This window comes from Streptomyces sp. HUAS MG56, assembly GCF_058673395.1.
In genome coordinates this window covers 1-15,311 of record NZ_CM178722.1, presented here as the reverse complement: position 1 = coordinate 15,311, position 15,311 = coordinate 1, and the positions used below count along the sequence as shown (strand labels likewise).

Genomic DNA, 15,311 nt, shown 5'->3' with positions numbered 1-15,311 from the left:
CTCCAGGGGCTGAGGCAGGACGGGTGTGTCGGGGTGTCACTCGCGGGACCAGGTGGTCAACGTGACCAGGAGTGCGGCGGCCGCGCCGACGGTGCACAGACCCCACACGAGGAGGTAGGCATCCAGGGTCGGGATGTCGGTACCGCTCGTCACCAGCGTGTCGAGCAGAGAGGTGAACACGGCTCCGGCGATGGTGCCGCCGATGACCTTGATGTTGCTGTAGACGGCCACCGCGCTGGCGGAGCGGTCCGTCGGGCTGGCTTCGACGATCACGGTGGGCAGGCCGCTGATCGCCAGACCCATCCCGGCTCCGGCGACCGAGTAGGCCAGAGCGAACAGGTACAGCGAGGAGTGCGCGGCGATGAGGCCGGCGTGACCGGCGGTGAGCAGGACCAGGCCGGTCAGCAGCAGGCGGCGCATGCCGATGCGCTCCGCCAGGGCTCCGGACCTGCTGGCGACGAGGAAGGCCAGCAGGTGCGGGATGCCTCCCCAGATGCCGATGCCCAGAGCCGAGAGGCCGAATCCGTAGCCGTCCTCGTGCGGGGCGGCTGCGAGGTAGGTGATGGAGACGACGGGCGCGGCGAGCATGATGACGCCGAGCATGAACGTGGTCAGCACATGCGGGGCGACCCGACGGCCGGCGACGGCGCGGACATCCACCAGCGGGGCCGGGTGGCGCAGCTCCCAGCGCACCCATCCGGCGAACAGGGCCAGCGCCACCAGGATCGTCCCCATCGTGCTCGGCTGGAGCCAACCCCGGTCGCTCCCCTGGGAGAAGGCGGTGAGGAACAGGACCAGCGAGATGCTGAGCATCCCGGCCCCGGCCCAGTCCATCCGCCCCGACGCCCTTTCGCGGCTCTCCGGCACGCCGAAGAAGGTGACCACGGCACAGAGCACGGCCAGCACGGCGAACGCCCACAACGTGAAGTGGATGTCTCCCAGCACGTGGTGGAGCGGGCCGGAGAGGAACGAGCCAAGCATGGAACCCAGCGCGAGCGAGGCGACCAGCATGCCCACCGCCTTGCGGTTGTCCGCGGTACTCAGCCGGTCCCGGCACAGCCCGACCTCCAGCGGGAGCAGGGCCGCCAGCGGCCCGAGGAGGACCCGGCCGAGCAGCAGCAGTCCAAGGTTCGGGGCGAGTGCCACAATCACACAGCCGACCGTGATGCACAGGACGGCCACCCGCAGCATCCGCCGGTGCCCGAACCGGTCGCCCAGTCTCCCGAAGACGGGGACCGACACCGCGGACGCGAGGAACTGAAGTGTGGTGATCCACTGGGCGTCGCCAGTGCTCACCCCCAGCGCGTCCCGCATCGCGGGGATGAGCGGAATGGTGCCGCCCTGGAGGAAGCCGCTGGTGAGCTCCACGAAGACGAGCAGCCCGACCACGGCACGCATCCTCGTTCGGCACTCCTCGGGAACGACGCCGTCCGGGGTGGGTTTGGTATCGCTCATCTGCTGCACCTTTCGGATGACGACGGGGTGGCTGCCGGACGAGGTACAGGGCTCACGGCTGCTCGACTGGGGGACGACGAGCGCTCATCACGCCGCTGTCCACGGGGGTGTGATACGCGCCCTGCGGTCGGGGGACTGCGGTCACGCCCCCTCACGCGTACTGACGGGGTCCGCGATCGAACTCGTGCGGGAGAGGCGAGCGGTGGCGAGTTCGGTGAGGAGCGCTGCCTGGCGGGGCAGTACCGCGTCGTCGAAGACGGCCTGCGGCGAGTGGTTCATCGGCGCCGCCGCCGGATCGCACCCCTGCGGTGCCGCTCCGAGTAGCAGCATCGCGCCGGGCACCCGATGGAGTACGAGGGAGAAGTCCTCCGAGCCGCTGGCCGGCTGCGGGGAGACCCACACCTGGTCGTCGCCGACCAGGTCCCGCGCGCTCTGAAGCGCGAAGCCGGTCTCCTGCACATCGTTGACGGTGACCGGGTACAGCATCTGGTAGTCGACGTCCGCGTCGAGTCCGTGGGCGGCGGCGATGGAGTGCACGAGTCGGGGCAGGCCCTCGGCGAGCCGGTTGTGGTTTGCGTCGGAGTAGCTGCGCACGGTGGCTTCGAAGGTGGCGGTCTCGGGGATGACGTTGTGCTGGGAGCCGGCACGGAAGCTGCCGACGGAGACCACGACCGGGTCGAAGATGTCGAAGGTGCGGGTGGTCCAGCTGTGCATGGCGGTGACCATTTCGCACGCGGCCGGTACCGGGTCGAGAGCCGAATGGGGCGAGGCCCCGTGCCCGCCACGGCCTCGCACGGTCACCCGCAGGACGTCAGAGGCGGTCATGACCGTGCCCGGCCGGCTGACGACCAGGCCCTGCGGGATCCGGTTCGCCGAGACGTGGATGGCGAAGGCCGCGTCCATGGCCTTGCCGGCGGCCTCAAGCACCCCTTCTTCGATCATCATTCCGGCACCGTTGTGGCCTTCCTCACCGGGCTGGAACATGAAGACCACATCGCCGTGCAGCGACTCACGTCGTTCCGCGAGCAACCGAGCCGCGCCCACCAGCCCGGCCGTGTGCAGGTCGTGGCCGCAGGCGTGCATCCGGCCCGCCGTGCGGGAGGCATAGTCGACTCCGGAATCCTCCTGTACCGGAAGGGCGTCCATGTCGCCCCGCAGCAGCACCGCACCGCCCGGGCGGCCACCGCGCAGCACCGCCGTCACCGAACTCAGGTTCTTCCCCAGCGTGATCTCCAGTGGCAGCCCGTCCAGGGCCGCCAGGACCTTCTCCTGCGTGCGCGGCAGCTGAAGCCCCAGCTCGGGTTCGCGGTGCAGGTGCCGCCGCAATGCGACCAGTTCTGCCCGCAGCTCCTCGGCATCCGCCAGTACCGACATCTGTCCGTCGCCCTCTCGTCACATTCAGCCCACCGATGCGTATGCACCGCCGCCGTGGGCCCAGAATGAAGTGACGACCCCATGACCGGCGAGGAAATGCCGGAAAACCGCAGATGGGAAATCAGGGTGAAGGAATACAAGATCCTGGATGAGGTGGACTCGGCACTCGTCCACGCCCTCCAGATCAGTCCCAGGGCCAGCTGGGCCCGCATCGCCAAGGTCCTGGACCTGGACGCCGTGACACTGGCCCGGCACTGGAAACGGCTGACCGACGACGGCGCCGCATGGATCAGCTGCTACCCCGGCCCCGCCATGGCGGAAGCCGGACACGGATGCCTGGCCTTCGTCGAGGTCGACTGCGCCGGCGGTCGACTGGCGGAGGCGGCCGAGCAGCTGGCCCGGCTGCCGATGGTCACCACCGTGGAACACGTCACCGGCGACCGCGACCTGCTGCTCACCGTGATGGCACCGGACCTCGCCATGCTCTCCCACTGGATCACCCACACGCTGGCCTCGTTCCCGGCCGTCACCGCCAGCCGCACAGAGGTCGCGGGCTCCATCTACACCGAGGGCAGCCGCTGGCGGCGCCGCTCCCTCACCACCGCGCAGGCCGCACAACTCGCCGAAAACCGGCCCGTCGGCGAATCCACCGGCCCACTGACACTGTCGGAACTGGACCGCCGCGTCATGGTGGCCCTCTCCGCGGACGGAAGGGCCTCCTACGCCACGCTGGCCGAGCGCTGCGGCACGAGCCCGGACACGGCAGGCCGGCGCGTGAGCGGTCTCCTGGCGGCCAAGGCCGTACACCTGCGTTGCGAGGTCGCCCGCCCGCTCTCGGAACGCCCCGTGGCCGCCGTCCTGTGGGCGCAGGTCTCATCCCGCTCCGTGGAGACGACGGCGCGCCGCATCGCGGGAATGCAGGACGTCCGCCTGTGTGCGGGCATCACAGGCCGGCACAATCTCCTCGTCATCGCATGGGTACGCTCGGTGAACGACATCCAGGAGCTCGAAACCCGGGTCGCCGAACTCGCTCCAAGCGTCGTCATCGCGGACCGGGCCATCGCTCTGTGGACCGCAAAACTCAGCGGCCACCTCCTGAACGAGCACGGCTACCGCCGCGGGACGATCCCCATCGACCCCTGGAATCCGTTGCCGCTCGACGTCGACGCGCAGACGACCGGCAGACACACCTCAGACGCCGGGAACAACTACCGGTAGTTCGTCAGACCCGGCAGTAGATCAAATCTGTGCCCTGCGGAGACTGCGTCGAGCAGGGCCTGGAGTTCGGCGAGCGGATCCTTGTCCGGGCAGTGTGAGGAGGCGTGCGCCTGTGCGTCCGGCCCCCGGAGAGTAGCCGGGTGCAGGGGTGTGCACCCCACTGTGCCGTACCACCCGAGCGGTCGGCAGATAGGGCAACACGGAGTTCTGCGCCTCCCCACCGGGAAGCCTCTCACCTCAACCCGGGAGATCCACGCATCGCGAGCCACGTTTGGGTCGGTCAGTGAATTGCGTCGGTTCCCCTGGGGCGTTGTACTTCCGGAAGACCGCCGCCCGACCCGTCACGGAGACACGATGACCGAGTTCCACGACTTCCAGGACCTCACCGACCCCCGGATGAACGGGGCATCGTGGCGGGCTCACGATCTGTGGCGGGCCTACGCTGCGCGGGACCGCGCCTCGGTCGCCGAGCACCTCGCGCACCTGGACGACGACCAGCTGGAGTTCGCCCGGGGCGTGACCGCGAACTTCTACAACGACACCCTCCCTTAAATGCCAAGCTCACTCGGCGACGGTGAGCACCATCTTGCCCGTCGTGCGCCGGGTCTCGCCCCGACGATGAGCCTCGGCGGCCTGCGCCAGCGGCAGGACGCTGTCGATCTCGGCGCGCAACCGTCCCTGTTCGATCAGCGCGGCGACGGCCTGCAGGCCGGTCCGGTCGGCTTCGACGGTGAGCTCGGCGACGCGGACGCCCCGCTGCTTCGCCACCGGTTCGAAGTCCTGGTCCCGCGGGAACACGATGGCGACGAGCGTGCCGCCGCGGCGCATGGTGCGCAGGGAGCGGATGCAGTAGTCGCCGCCGACGCCGTCCAGGACGAAGTCGATGGCGCTCACCGCCTCGGCGAAGTCCACTGTGTGGTAGTCGATCACTTCGTCGGCGCCGAGGCCGCGGACGAAGTCGTGCTTGGCCGCGCTGGCCGTGCCGATGACGTATGCGCCGAGGGCCTTCGCGACCTGGACGGCGACGTGGCCGGTGCCGCCGGCGGCGGCGTGGATCAGCACCCGCTGACCGGGCTGGACGTCGGCGGTGTCGACCAGGGCCTGCCACGCGGTGAGGCCGGCCACCGGCAGCGCGGCGGCGTGCACGTGGTCGATCGTCAACGGCTTGCGGACGAGGTTCCGGGCCGGCGCCGCGGCGTATTCGGCGTAGCCGCCGGCGCCGCGGGGGTAGTCGAGCATGCCGAAGACCTCGTCCCCGGGCTGGTGCAGGGTGACGCCGCGGCCGACGGCCTCGATCACGCCGGACACGTCCCAGCCGACGACGAACGGCGGAGCGCCGAGGTAGAGGCCGGTCCTGCGGTGCCGCCAGTCGGTGTCATTGACGCCGGCGGCGTGGACCCGGACGAGGACCTCGTTGGGGCCCGGGACCGGGTGGTCGAGCTCGACGGGCGTCAGGACGTCGGGCTCGCCGAGGGTGTGCTGGCTCATGGCGCGCATCAGTGTGCTCCTTCATGCTGGCTGGTGCCCGGGCGGGCGGGACGTGACCAAGCCTGCTGCCTGCGCCGACGCCGCAACATTGGCCGGATGGCCAATGTGTGCAAGGATCTGGCCATGGCCGTGCACCGCGTCGTCGTCCTGGCGCTCCCCCGCGTCTATCCCTTCGAGCTCGGCATTCCCGCGCGGGTCTTCCGCGCGGCGCGCGGCCCGGACGGCGAGCGCCTCTACGAAGTGGCCACCTGCTCGCTGGACGGCGGACCGGTCAGCACCGCCGAGGACTTCGACCTCGTGGTCGCCCACGGCGCCGAGGCGCTGGCCGCCGCGGACACCGTGGTGGTCGCGCCGTTCCAGTGGGATCCCGAGGACGCCGCGGCCGACTCCGTGCTCGAACCGCTGGCCGCGGCGTTGCGGACGCTGCGGCCGAGCACGCGGGTCGTGTCGCTCTGCACGGCCGCGGTCCCGCTGGCCGCGGCCGGTTTCCTCGACGGCCGTCCGGCGACGACGCACTGGCAGGAGGCTCAGCGCTGCCAGGAGCTGTTCCCGGCGGTGAAGTGGGACGCGGACGTGCTGTTCGTGGACGACGGTGACGTGCTGACCTCCGCGGGGGTCGCGGCGGGTGTCGACCTGTGCCTGCACATCGTCCGGCAGGACCACGGGAGCGCGGTCGCCAACGGTGCCGCGCGCTACTGCGTGGTGCCGCCCTGGCGCGAAGGCGGGCAGGCGCAGTTCATCGAGCGGGCGGTGCCGGCCGACCCCTCGGCCGCGACCGCGGCCACCCGGGCCTGGGCCTTGGCGCGGCTCGACCAGCCGATCGCGTTGGCGGAACTGGCCGGCCACGCCCGGATGAGCGTGCGGAACTTCAGCCGCAGGTTCCGCCAGGAAGTCGGGATGACGCCGGTCGACTGGCTGATCAGGCAGCGCGTGGACCTGGCCCGGCACCTGCTGGAGGCCACTGACCTGCCGATCGACCACATCGCCGCGCGTGCCGGGTTCGGCACGGCCGCCTCACTGCGCCAGCACGTGCGCGCCGCGATCGGCGTCTCGCCGAACGCCTACCGCCGGACGTTCCGGGCTGCCGAGACGACCGAGACGACGGCGTGACGCGGCCTGATGTCGGCGCGGGTGCGGGTCGATGAGCTGCGCACGGAGGCGGACTGGGTTCTGGGCGAACTGGCGGATGCAGAGGCGGTGTTGGAGCGGCGGGCCATTGCTGTCGGAGTACGGGGTTTTCAGGTGCACGCCGACAATTGCCCGTGCGGAGTTGGCCGAGGCCCTGGCTGCGCCGGAGCCGGATGCCGCGGAGCGGCCGTGTCCCGTGCCGGTTCCGGCGGTGGGGCCGCTTCGCTTTCGAGCGCACCCCCTCGACCTTCGCCGGCACCGGCTCCAGGCCCAGCCGCCCATACCAGCGGTGACGGCCGTTGGTCAAAGGAGATGGCCGGCGGCCTGATGCCAGGCATCGACAGCCTGAGCAATTTGCGATGATGCTCCAGCGGCGGCGGTGATCGCAGCCATCGCGTTCCTGACACGGTTGAGCCTGCGGGGTTCTTCCGGAGCAACCGCCGCGTCGGCAATATCGGCGGCGCTGTCGAGGAGTTGGGCACGGCGATCTTCAGCAAGCTCCGGTGCTTGCTGAATGGCCCCGGTTAGGCCGCTAAGAGCGGCCGCGACGTCAGTCTGCCCGCGGTCCGCGATGGTCGTGATGGTCGCGCCGATGCTGGTGACCGTGTCGGCTACGGAGATGTGGCTGTTGTTCACCTCGCTGTGGATCGCCCCGACGTTGCCGTAGACAGTGACCGGGTCTCGCCGCTTTCCCTGGCCGGACGCCTCCGCGTAGTCAGGCATGAGCTCCAGTACCTCCGCAAGGTAGTTGATCGCGATCGCAACATAGGCCGCGTGGACCCGAGGGGCGATTCCGGCGGCAATCTCCCGGAACTCCCGTTGTCGTCGCTTGTTGATGGTCGGCCACGGGGTTTGGCCGGTCGCCAGCAGCTCCGCGTAACCGAACCCGTAGGTCGACGCCTGGTACCGCTGGCGGACCTCCGCGGTGAGGAACGGTTCAAGTAAGTGCTCGAAGCGGCTCCAGTTCCGAGCACCTTGTACCGAGCCGGGCGGACTGCCCTTCCCCGCCGCTTCGTAGAGCTCAACGCCCTCGTTTACGAGCTGGGCGAGCTGATCGGCGACTGCCTCCGGAGCGGCATCCTCGCGGAGCCGGGCGAACTTGGGCGGGTGCTGGGCTGGGAGGACTGGACGCGGGACCGATCTTCCCCGGCTGTTCGCTAGCGTGACCAGGCCTGCGTGAAGATTGTTGAGGATCGATGACAACTCGCCGTTGGATGCCCCCCTGAGCCGCTCGTGCCCGTCCCGGTTCAGGACTTTGGCGATTGGCCAGACCGCCTTCGAGATTCCAGCGGTGCAAGCCGAACCGCCGGGATCCCCAGGAGGAAAGAAGCCGCGGAGCATCACCGACATGCCGCTGCCCCACTTGTTGATGTCGGACATGAGATCTTCCGCCTCCCTCCTGGACGCTCGCAGCCTTCGCCGCTCCAGGAAAGGGCGCAGGGCCGTCGCGTGAACCGACGCCTGCGCGGCGATGCGTGCTCCGAACTCCGGCACGGCTTCGCTGATCACCCTGCGTGCGACGTCGGGATCGCACCGCCGGGCGTGGTAGTAAATCGCCCATCGGCAAACGACTGATGACAGGCTGCCGACGCGTCCAATGAACCCGCGGAATCAGGGGGTTCGCGGCGGCGCGATGTCAGCCTCCGAAGTCGGCTGCACGGATGACTGGAGTCGGCTGCACGTACTGAGACAAATCGTCAGTTACCCCTGCGGGTAGCGCGACGGCGCAGGAGGATCATGAGCGTCTCGCGTGCGTCCCGCCGCTCCGCTAGCCGGTCAAGAAGGGGAGCGCCGACCTGTCCAGGACGGGCGATGCCCAGCATGTAGGCCCGTCGACACCGCCAAACCGGCCGAGGATGCGGGGGCCATCTGGTGGCGATCGCTCCGATCCCTTCCTCCATTCATGACACTTCGTCAAACTACATTCATGACCGAGGCGGTATCGATTGCCCGTGCGCGGCCGATCCTGGGCGACCTCGCCCGCCGGGTCGCCACCACCCGTGAGCCCATCGTCCTGACCGACCACGGCCGGGCCATCGCCACCATCGTGCCCATGCCCCCAGGGTGCGCCGACGATCCCGGTGGCAGACCCGAGGAAGCGGCCGGAACGGCGCCGGCCGGATGAGCAGCCCACAACGGCGCATCGCCAACCAATACCGTCTGGTACGCGAGCTGGCTGGAGGCGGCTTCGGCCGCATCTGGCAGGCCCACGACGAACATCTGGACGTCGATGTGGCGGTCAAGGAGGTGTGGTTCCCTCCCGCCATCGACCCGGCCGAGCACTCCCGGCGGCTCGAATACGCCGCGCGGGAGGCCCGCAACGCCGCGAAGCTGCGCAGTCATCCGCACATCGTGCCGGTCTACAGCGTCGTCATCGAGGACGATCGGCCGTGGATCGTGATGGAGCTGGTCCGCGGCGGTTCGCTGGCAGACCGGCTGGCGCAGGGCTCGCTGCCGCCGAAGGAGGTGGCCGATGTCGCGGAGGCGATGCTGAAAGCGCTGAACGCGGCCCACAAGGCCAGGGTGGTCCACCGGGACGTGAAACCGGCGAACATCATGCTGGCCGACGACGGCCGGATACTCCTGACCGACTTCGGTATCGCCGCCCACCAGGACGACACCCGCCTCACCACCGTCGGCAACGTCATCGGGACGCCGGAATACCTTGCCCCCGAGCGCATCAACGGCGCGGAGGCCGGGCCCGCGAGTGACCTGTTCGGCCTCGGCGTCACGCTCTACCGCGCAGCCGAGGGCAAATCCCCGTTCCGGCGTGAAACGGACGCTGCAACCCTGGGCGCGGTGGCGACGCAGCCGCCGCCGCCGATGAAGAAGGCCGGCGGTCTCGAACCGTTGATCTTCGGCCTATTGGACAAGGACCCCCCAAAGCGTCTGACTGCCGCTGCCGCGCTGGAGAGGCTGCGCGGTTGGCGGACGGGCCAGAAGCCCCCGGACGACAGCCCGTTCGAGGTGGTCTGGACGGGCAAAGAACCTCTGGACACCTATGCCGAGAAGCCCCCCAATCCTCGGTCTTCGCAGACGTTCGCGGGATGGTTCGGAACAAAGAAGTTTGCAGTGCCTGAGGTGAGATCGGGCTGGGTCTTGCACGTTGGCCCGAAATACATCATGACCACCGACTCCACAGAGCGCCGTGAATTCACTTGGGACCGGATCTTGTACATTTCCATCAGGGAGTTCCGGAACTGGGGTCTCTACCAGTTCACCGTGCTCTACCTGACGTTCATGCCAGGCTCCGAGCCTCCCTTGCTGAAGCCGGCGGGATGGCCCTATCCGAAGATGTCTCCCCCCGAAAGCTTCCCAGAAGTCCCGGTCTGCGTCCTGGGCCCGATGACGCCGGAGCAGCGGGCTGAGTTGGCCGAGGCCCTCGGCAGATACGGCGGCAGGCGCTGGAAGCCCTTCGCACGTGCTGCCAATGAGTTCATCACAAGGATTCGTGGATGGAGACGGTGAGCGTGGCCTGGAGACTCGCAGTCGGCGGTCGAGTAGGCCGTGGCGTACCGGTCAGCGGTTCGAGGTCCTGGGGATGGGACGTTGAGCGCGGGCGAGCCGGTGGAGTTCGACCTCACCTCCGACTCTGCGGGCGTCCGCGCGGACAACATCTGCCGCGGCGGGGATGGGACTGGGGCCAGGTCGGGGTTGCCGGGATAGCGTGGGTCAGTGGTGCGAGGTGTCCGTAGAGGGCCGCGTGGAGTGCGGCGGCCAGTTCGCGGGCCCGCTGCTCGCTCTCCACGTCGTACAGCACGAAGTAGACGGGTCCGGCGCAGGAGTCGGGGCGGATCTCGCGGGAGCGGATCAGATGGATCACCGCGGTCCGGACGGCGTCGTACACGGTGGCGTCGATGGTGTGCTGCGGGGCGGTGAGCGCGTCGGCCTTGAGCGTCCAGTGCAGGCCGAGGCGCTCGACGGCGACGAACACGGCCTGCTGTTACCTGGCCGCCTGGTACGCGGCGTTGAACGGCTCCTGGCCCGTCGCGTCCGGGATCAGGTCGGCGGGGCAGGGTGTGGGCAGGGGCTGCATGAGACGCATCGTTCCCGCACCTGCGGGCCTTGGTGACACCGACACGGGGTGCGTTCGGTGTTCAGGCGCCGGGCCGGCTCCGGGGTGAGTCGCCCCGGCCGCGCAGGACGACGCCGGCCTCGGTGAGGATGCGGTGGACGAACCCGTAGGAACGCCCGGTGTCTTCGGCCAGGGACCGGATGCTCGCCCCGCCCCGTACGCCTTCTTCAGCTCGCTCGCGAGCCTGTCGCGTGCCTCGCCGTGATCCGTATGCCCCTGGCCATGACTCGTCTCCTGCTTCGCCGTTCGACGTCCGAGTGGCGATCATCGCGCATCGGCATGGTCTCCGGCAGCCGAGGGCCCGTTTCTCGTACGGACGCCGTGACGTGGGTCATGCGCCGGCCGCGCACCCGAGGGTGAGCGGGCGACGCCCGACGACGTCATGGACGTCGCCTTCCATGAGTTCGCCCTGCTGCTCGACGCCGAGCAGGCCTCCACCGCCCTCCGCGAATCCGGTACAGCCCGTGGGTGACCCGGACGGCCCAGCCCGCGTTGAACCCGCCGTGACCACGACGACGCGGCTCGCCCCCGCCATCGGCGGCCGGTGCAACGGAAGCGGAGCGGGTCCCCGCCCCGAGCTGGAGCCGATCTTCACCGCGCTCACCCGGCAGTGGGAGACGAACGGCCGTCTCGTCCCGGGCCGGCCGGACGAGGAGTGGACGATCCTCGCCCGCCGCTACCCCTGGCCCAGACACTGACCGCACGGTGCGGGAACGGCCCCTACCGCCCCCGCACCGCGCCCCCGGGGAGCCCGCAGATGCCCTCGGCGCCGCGCTCCCGGACTGCCGGACCGGTACACCGTGGTTGGGCCCACCAGTCCACCACCCCGCCCGGGCCGTACGGAACACCGCCCTGCGACACCGCCGTGACCTGCACATCCGTGAGGTCACCATGACTTTGCAATCGCCTTGATCGCCGCCTACCGTGCGGCCCGGGAATGGGCTCACTGTTGGCCGCCTCCACGCCGTCACTGGGTCGCGGCGTGCTCTGTCCACATCGCGCCCACAACTTCAGGAACTGGCCTTGTGCTCCATCTCGGCCAGCAGCTCTGCTAGCGCGGGTATGGCCGCGCGCAGCGCGTCGCGGCTCTGCGGGCGCAGCGCCTCCACCGCCTCTCGCAGCGCGCCGGTGCTCGCCCGGTCGTACTGGTTCAGCAGCTCCAGCGCTCGCGGCGAGGGTGCCAGCCGTACGGTGCGCAGATCGGTACCGGAGGGACCGCGTTCGACCAGGGCCGTGGCGGTCATCACGCGGACCAGGTTACTGACCGTGGAGGGTGCGACGCGCAGCCGTTCGGCGACCTCCCGAGGGGTCGCCGAACCAGCCGCCGCCAGCACCCGCAGCAGCTCGATCTGCGCCTCCGGCAGGTCAGGCAGGTCTTCCGCGGTCCGCGTCCGCCGCAGGACGGCCCGCCGCAGCGGGCCCAGCAGTCGGCCGAACTCCATTGCGGTGTCCGCGTCACTCATCCCCATGGCGCCAGTCTGCCGAAGAGCCGATTTTGCCGCAAAATAGTTTTGTGACAAAATGAAGTCATGGCTAAAAACGGAAGCCTCACCACGACAGTCGAGCAGCCGATCCCCCTGCAGGACCTCTCCGGCATCGTCGGCCACCGCTTCATCTACACCTACGCCAACGGCTGGCAGTACGAGATGTACGTCAAGAACGACCGCACCATCGACTACCGCATCCACAGCGGCCACGTCGGCGGCCGCTGGGTCAAGGACCAAGAGGTCGACCTCGTCCAGGTCGACGACGACTGCTACAAGGTCTCCTGGACTGAGCCCACCGGCACTTCGGTCAGCGTCAACGTCATGCCCGGCAAGCGCCGCCTTCACGGCGTGATCTTCTTCCCGGACTGGATCCGCACCCACGGCGAGCGCACCGTCTGCTTCCAGAACGACCACCTGGAGGAGATGCGCCGCTACCGTGACCTGGGCCCCACCTACCCGATCTATGTGGTCCCCGAGTTTGCGAAGATCACCCTCTTCGAGTACGTCGGCGCGGACGACGATGCAGTGATCTCCGTCGCGCCCGGCGACCTGCCTGCAGGGTGGTCCGACCGCACGAACTGACCCGGCATCCCTCGGCGAGCCGCATTCCTGGCCCCCCAGTGCCCCGTAGGTGGCAAGGCCCGCCGCGAGCACGAGAACCGCGTCAGCGCCCTCGGCCAGTGACCAGACCGCCAGCCCCGCTGCGGCTGCCCTGATCCACTCCCATCGATGGGAGGCTGGGGAGTGGTCTCGGTCGGTCGCATGCTCGCCTCCTGGGATGCTTCTGTTGTCAGTGCTGCCTGTCATGGTTCTGGTCATGTTCGACGGACTTGATGACATCGACTGGGCGTCGATGGAGCACGCGTACGGCCCGGCCGAGGAGGTGCCGGCTCTGCTGTGGGCACTGCGCTCCCCGGAGGGGGAGGAGCGCCGCAAGGCCTTCGACCGCTTCTACGGCGCGGTCCACCACCAGGGCAGCGTGTATGCGCCCACGGCAGCCAGCCTGTCCTTCCTGTTCGAGCTGGCCGCCGACGGTGCCACGCCCGACCGGGCCGCCGTCGTCGCGTTGGTGGTCAGCATCGGCCGGGAGTCCCTCGACCGGGGCTTCGAGGACGACGGCACCGAGATCGAGTACTACCCGCCGATGGGCTGCGCGCAGGCCGTCGCCTTCCTGCGCGAGCGGGGTGCGGGGTTCGCCGAACTCGCCCGCGACCCTGATCCGGACGTGCGTCTGGCCGCGATCCCGGGGCTCGGGCTCTTCCTCGACGACGCCGGCCGGGCCGCCGCGGTGCTATGCGAGAGGCTGGCCGCCGAGCGCGGCATCGCGGCACGGCTGCGGATCGTGGAGGCGGCGGCCACCCTGGCACTGCGCCTGCCGGCCGCCTCGCACCAGGTGACGGACTGGCTCGCCGATCTCGCCGCCGACCCGGGCCAGGGCCCGGCGACCCGGCTCGCGGCCCTGGTCCAGCGGGCTCACTGTGCCCCGCACGAGATCGGCGAGGACGTCGTCCGGCCGCCGTCGGCCTGCTGCGCGAGACCGCCCGCGCCATACCCGTGCGGCGGATCGCACCGGCGCCGAGCCGCCCGGCGCCCACGCAAGGAGTTGCGCCCCAGATCGTTGCCGCCTTCGAGGACCTCGGCCGGCACACACGCGTGCACACACCGACCACGGGCCTGCTGCGTACGTTCCACGAAGCCCTGGGGGCACGGCTGCCGAGCGCACCACAGTGCTGGCCGAGCAACTGAGCAGCCCCGACCCCGGCTCGTGCCTGGATGCGCTCCGTATGAGCGGGGAGCTGATCCGGACCTGGCGCGGAGACCACACCCGGCTCCTCCTGCTTGTCGCCGACCAGCTCACCACGGCCGACCAGGAGGTCGCCGCCGAGGCTGCGGCCGTCCTGGAGTCCTGCCACCCGATCGCCGCCCCGACCCGGGAGGCACTCGCCGCGCACATCGACGCCCAACGCGCGGCCCACGGCCCTCACGTATGGGCCGCACCGGATGCGCCACTACGCAGAAGCCACCAGGAGGCCGTCCGGGCCCTGGCGCGCCTCGGCGACGCACGCGCACTGCCGAGTCTGCTGGCCGCGCTGGACAGCGACGTCGACGCCTGGCGCGCGATCCAGGTCGTAGAGCATCTCCCGCAGGCGGCGGACCAGTTGGTGCCCCGGCTCTGCGACCACCTGCGCCGGATCGACCTCTCCCAGCAGCGCACCGAGATGAGCGCCAACGCGATCCTCTCCGCCCTGGCCGCGCTGGCCGACCCGGCCGCGGTACCGACGGCAGTGGACACGCTCGGCGCCGCAGTGCGCCATGACCAGTACGGCGTCACGCGATCAGCCCTGAAGGCACTGGGGGCATTCGGCCCGGCGGCGACCGGCGCACGGGACACGATCCGGTCGCTGACCACCGCCACCGACGCGCAGGTACGACCTGCCGCCGTCGCCGCGCTGTGGGCCCTCGGCGGTGACCTGGCCGAAGTCATGCCGCTCCTGCTCGACCTCCTCGACGACCGCATCACCTTCCGGATCCGTGACGCGGCTGATCTGCTCGGCGAGATAGGACCGCCCGCCTCCGACGCCCTGCCACGCCTGCGGAACCTCCTGACGCACGACTACGAATGGGTTCGCGTGCATTGCGCGGCCGCACTCTGGGAGATCGGCGGCGAAGCTGAGGCACCGGCCGTCCTGGACACCCTGCTGCAGGCCATGGCCCAGAACCCAGCGACGGCCAACCACGTCGTGGCCTGCCTGAACCGCATCGGCCCCCTCGCGGCACCGGCCCTGCCCCTGCTCCGCGAGCAACTGGCCATGAACCGGCGTGGCGGCAGATTCGGAAGCGTCGACCACGACGAGGAACTCCAGCGGCTCGGCCGTACGCTCATCGCCCGGCTCGATCCTCCAGCGCCGGGAGCACCCGTTGCGCGAACAGTCTGAGGCTGCGCCGCCCCTCCGCTACCGGTATCCCGCCCACCAGCCGGTGCAGCACTTGGCAGTCCACCGCCCCAGACAGCCCAGGCCCGATCGACGCCTGCAGTGTCCTGCCGCAGGCCGGAGGACGCTGGGGTTCCGCGCGCTGACTCCCAC

Annotated in this window: 14 protein-coding genes and 1 pseudogene; 8 read left to right on the top strand and 7 right to left on the bottom strand. The window is 70.0% G+C overall.

What is annotated here, in order from left to right; genetic code table 11:
* Positions 1-36: 36 nt before the first annotated feature.
* Positions 37-1,455, bottom strand: coding sequence for an MFS transporter (locus tag AC4OXY_RS00075; RefSeq protein ID WP_491992767.1), 1,419 nt, complete (start codon positions 1,453-1,455; stop codon positions 37-39).
* Between the two features lie 141 nt (positions 1,456-1,596).
* Positions 1,597-2,829 (bottom strand): M20 metallopeptidase family protein, encoded by a 1,233-nt coding sequence (locus tag AC4OXY_RS00070; protein WP_491992766.1) that lies wholly within the window; start codon positions 2,827-2,829, stop codon positions 1,597-1,599.
* Between the two features lie 126 nt (positions 2,830-2,955).
* Here AC4OXY_RS00070 and AC4OXY_RS00065 point away from each other — a divergent pair, with 126 nt between their 5' ends.
* Positions 2,956-4,047 carry an Lrp/AsnC family transcriptional regulator gene (locus AC4OXY_RS00065; RefSeq protein ID WP_491992765.1) on the top strand — a complete coding sequence of 364 codons (1,092 nt, stop codon included), beginning with the start codon at positions 2,956-2,958 and terminating at the stop codon, positions 4,045-4,047.
* Positions 4,048-4,401: 354 nt separating this feature from the next.
* Positions 4,402-4,599 carry a hypothetical protein gene (locus AC4OXY_RS00060; RefSeq protein ID WP_356039822.1) on the top strand — a complete coding sequence of 66 codons (198 nt, stop codon included), beginning with the start codon at positions 4,402-4,404 and terminating at the stop codon, positions 4,597-4,599.
* A 9-nt stretch (positions 4,600-4,608) separates the two neighbouring features.
* Here AC4OXY_RS00060 and AC4OXY_RS00055 read toward each other — a convergent pair whose 3' ends face one another.
* Positions 4,609-5,544 (bottom strand): NADP-dependent oxidoreductase, encoded by a 936-nt coding sequence (locus AC4OXY_RS00055; protein WP_491992764.1) that lies wholly within the window; start codon positions 5,542-5,544, stop codon positions 4,609-4,611.
* An 87-nt stretch (positions 5,545-5,631) separates the two neighbouring features.
* Here AC4OXY_RS00055 and AC4OXY_RS00050 point away from each other — a divergent pair, with 87 nt between their 5' ends.
* A complete protein-coding gene (locus AC4OXY_RS00050; RefSeq protein WP_491992763.1) occupies positions 5,632-6,645 on the top strand; it encodes a GlxA family transcriptional regulator in 1,014 nt (337 codons plus the stop codon).
* A gap of 321 nt (positions 6,646-6,966) precedes the next feature.
* On the opposite strand, the gene AC4OXY_RS00045 is transcribed toward AC4OXY_RS00050, so the two are convergent.
* Entirely contained in the window at positions 6,967-8,043 is a 1,077-nt protein-coding gene (locus tag AC4OXY_RS00045) for a hypothetical protein (protein ID WP_491992762.1), read from the bottom strand.
* A gap of 547 nt (positions 8,044-8,590) precedes the next feature.
* Between AC4OXY_RS00045 and AC4OXY_RS00040 the strand changes: the two genes are divergently transcribed.
* A complete protein-coding gene (locus AC4OXY_RS00040) occupies positions 8,591-8,788 on the top strand; it encodes a type II toxin-antitoxin system prevent-host-death family antitoxin (RefSeq protein WP_491992761.1) in 198 nt (65 codons plus the stop codon).
* Entirely contained in the window at positions 8,785-10,131 is a 1,347-nt protein-coding gene (locus AC4OXY_RS00035) for a serine/threonine-protein kinase (RefSeq protein ID WP_491992760.1), read from the top strand. Before AC4OXY_RS00040 ends, AC4OXY_RS00035 begins: the two co-directional genes overlap by 4 nt.
* 112 nt (positions 10,132-10,243) lie before the next feature.
* On the opposite strand, the gene AC4OXY_RS00030 is transcribed toward AC4OXY_RS00035, so the two are convergent.
* Together AC4OXY_RS00030 and AC4OXY_RS00025 are read right to left on the bottom strand one after the other, a co-directional pair.
* Positions 10,244-10,597 (bottom strand): hypothetical protein, encoded by a 354-nt coding sequence (locus tag AC4OXY_RS00030; protein ID WP_491992759.1) that lies wholly within the window; start codon positions 10,595-10,597, stop codon positions 10,244-10,246.
* 163 nt (positions 10,598-10,760) lie between these two features.
* Positions 10,761-10,939: pseudogene (locus AC4OXY_RS00025) on the bottom strand (helix-turn-helix domain-containing protein); the annotation flags it as partial.
* 302 nt (positions 10,940-11,241) lie between these two features.
* On the opposite strand from AC4OXY_RS00025, the gene AC4OXY_RS00020 reads away from it, so the two are divergent.
* Entirely contained in the window at positions 11,242-11,436 is a 195-nt protein-coding gene (locus tag AC4OXY_RS00020) for a hypothetical protein (RefSeq protein ID WP_491992758.1), read from the top strand.
* Between the two features lie 312 nt (positions 11,437-11,748).
* Here the strand turns inward: AC4OXY_RS00020 and AC4OXY_RS00015 are convergent, their stop codons facing one another.
* Positions 11,749-12,207, bottom strand: a complete 459-nt coding sequence (locus AC4OXY_RS00015; protein WP_491992757.1) for a MarR family winged helix-turn-helix transcriptional regulator — start codon at positions 12,205-12,207, stop codon at positions 11,749-11,751.
* A gap of 60 nt (positions 12,208-12,267) precedes the next feature.
* Here AC4OXY_RS00015 and AC4OXY_RS00010 point away from each other — a divergent pair, with 60 nt between their 5' ends.
* Entirely contained in the window at positions 12,268-12,807 is a 540-nt protein-coding gene (locus AC4OXY_RS00010) for a phenolic acid decarboxylase (RefSeq protein WP_491992756.1), read from the top strand.
* A gap of 1,202 nt (positions 12,808-14,009) precedes the next feature.
* On the top strand, positions 14,010-15,161 hold the full coding sequence (locus AC4OXY_RS00005; RefSeq protein WP_491992755.1) for a HEAT repeat domain-containing protein: 1,152 nt from the start codon (positions 14,010-14,012) through the stop codon (positions 15,159-15,161).
* Positions 15,162-15,311: the final 150 nt, after the last annotated feature.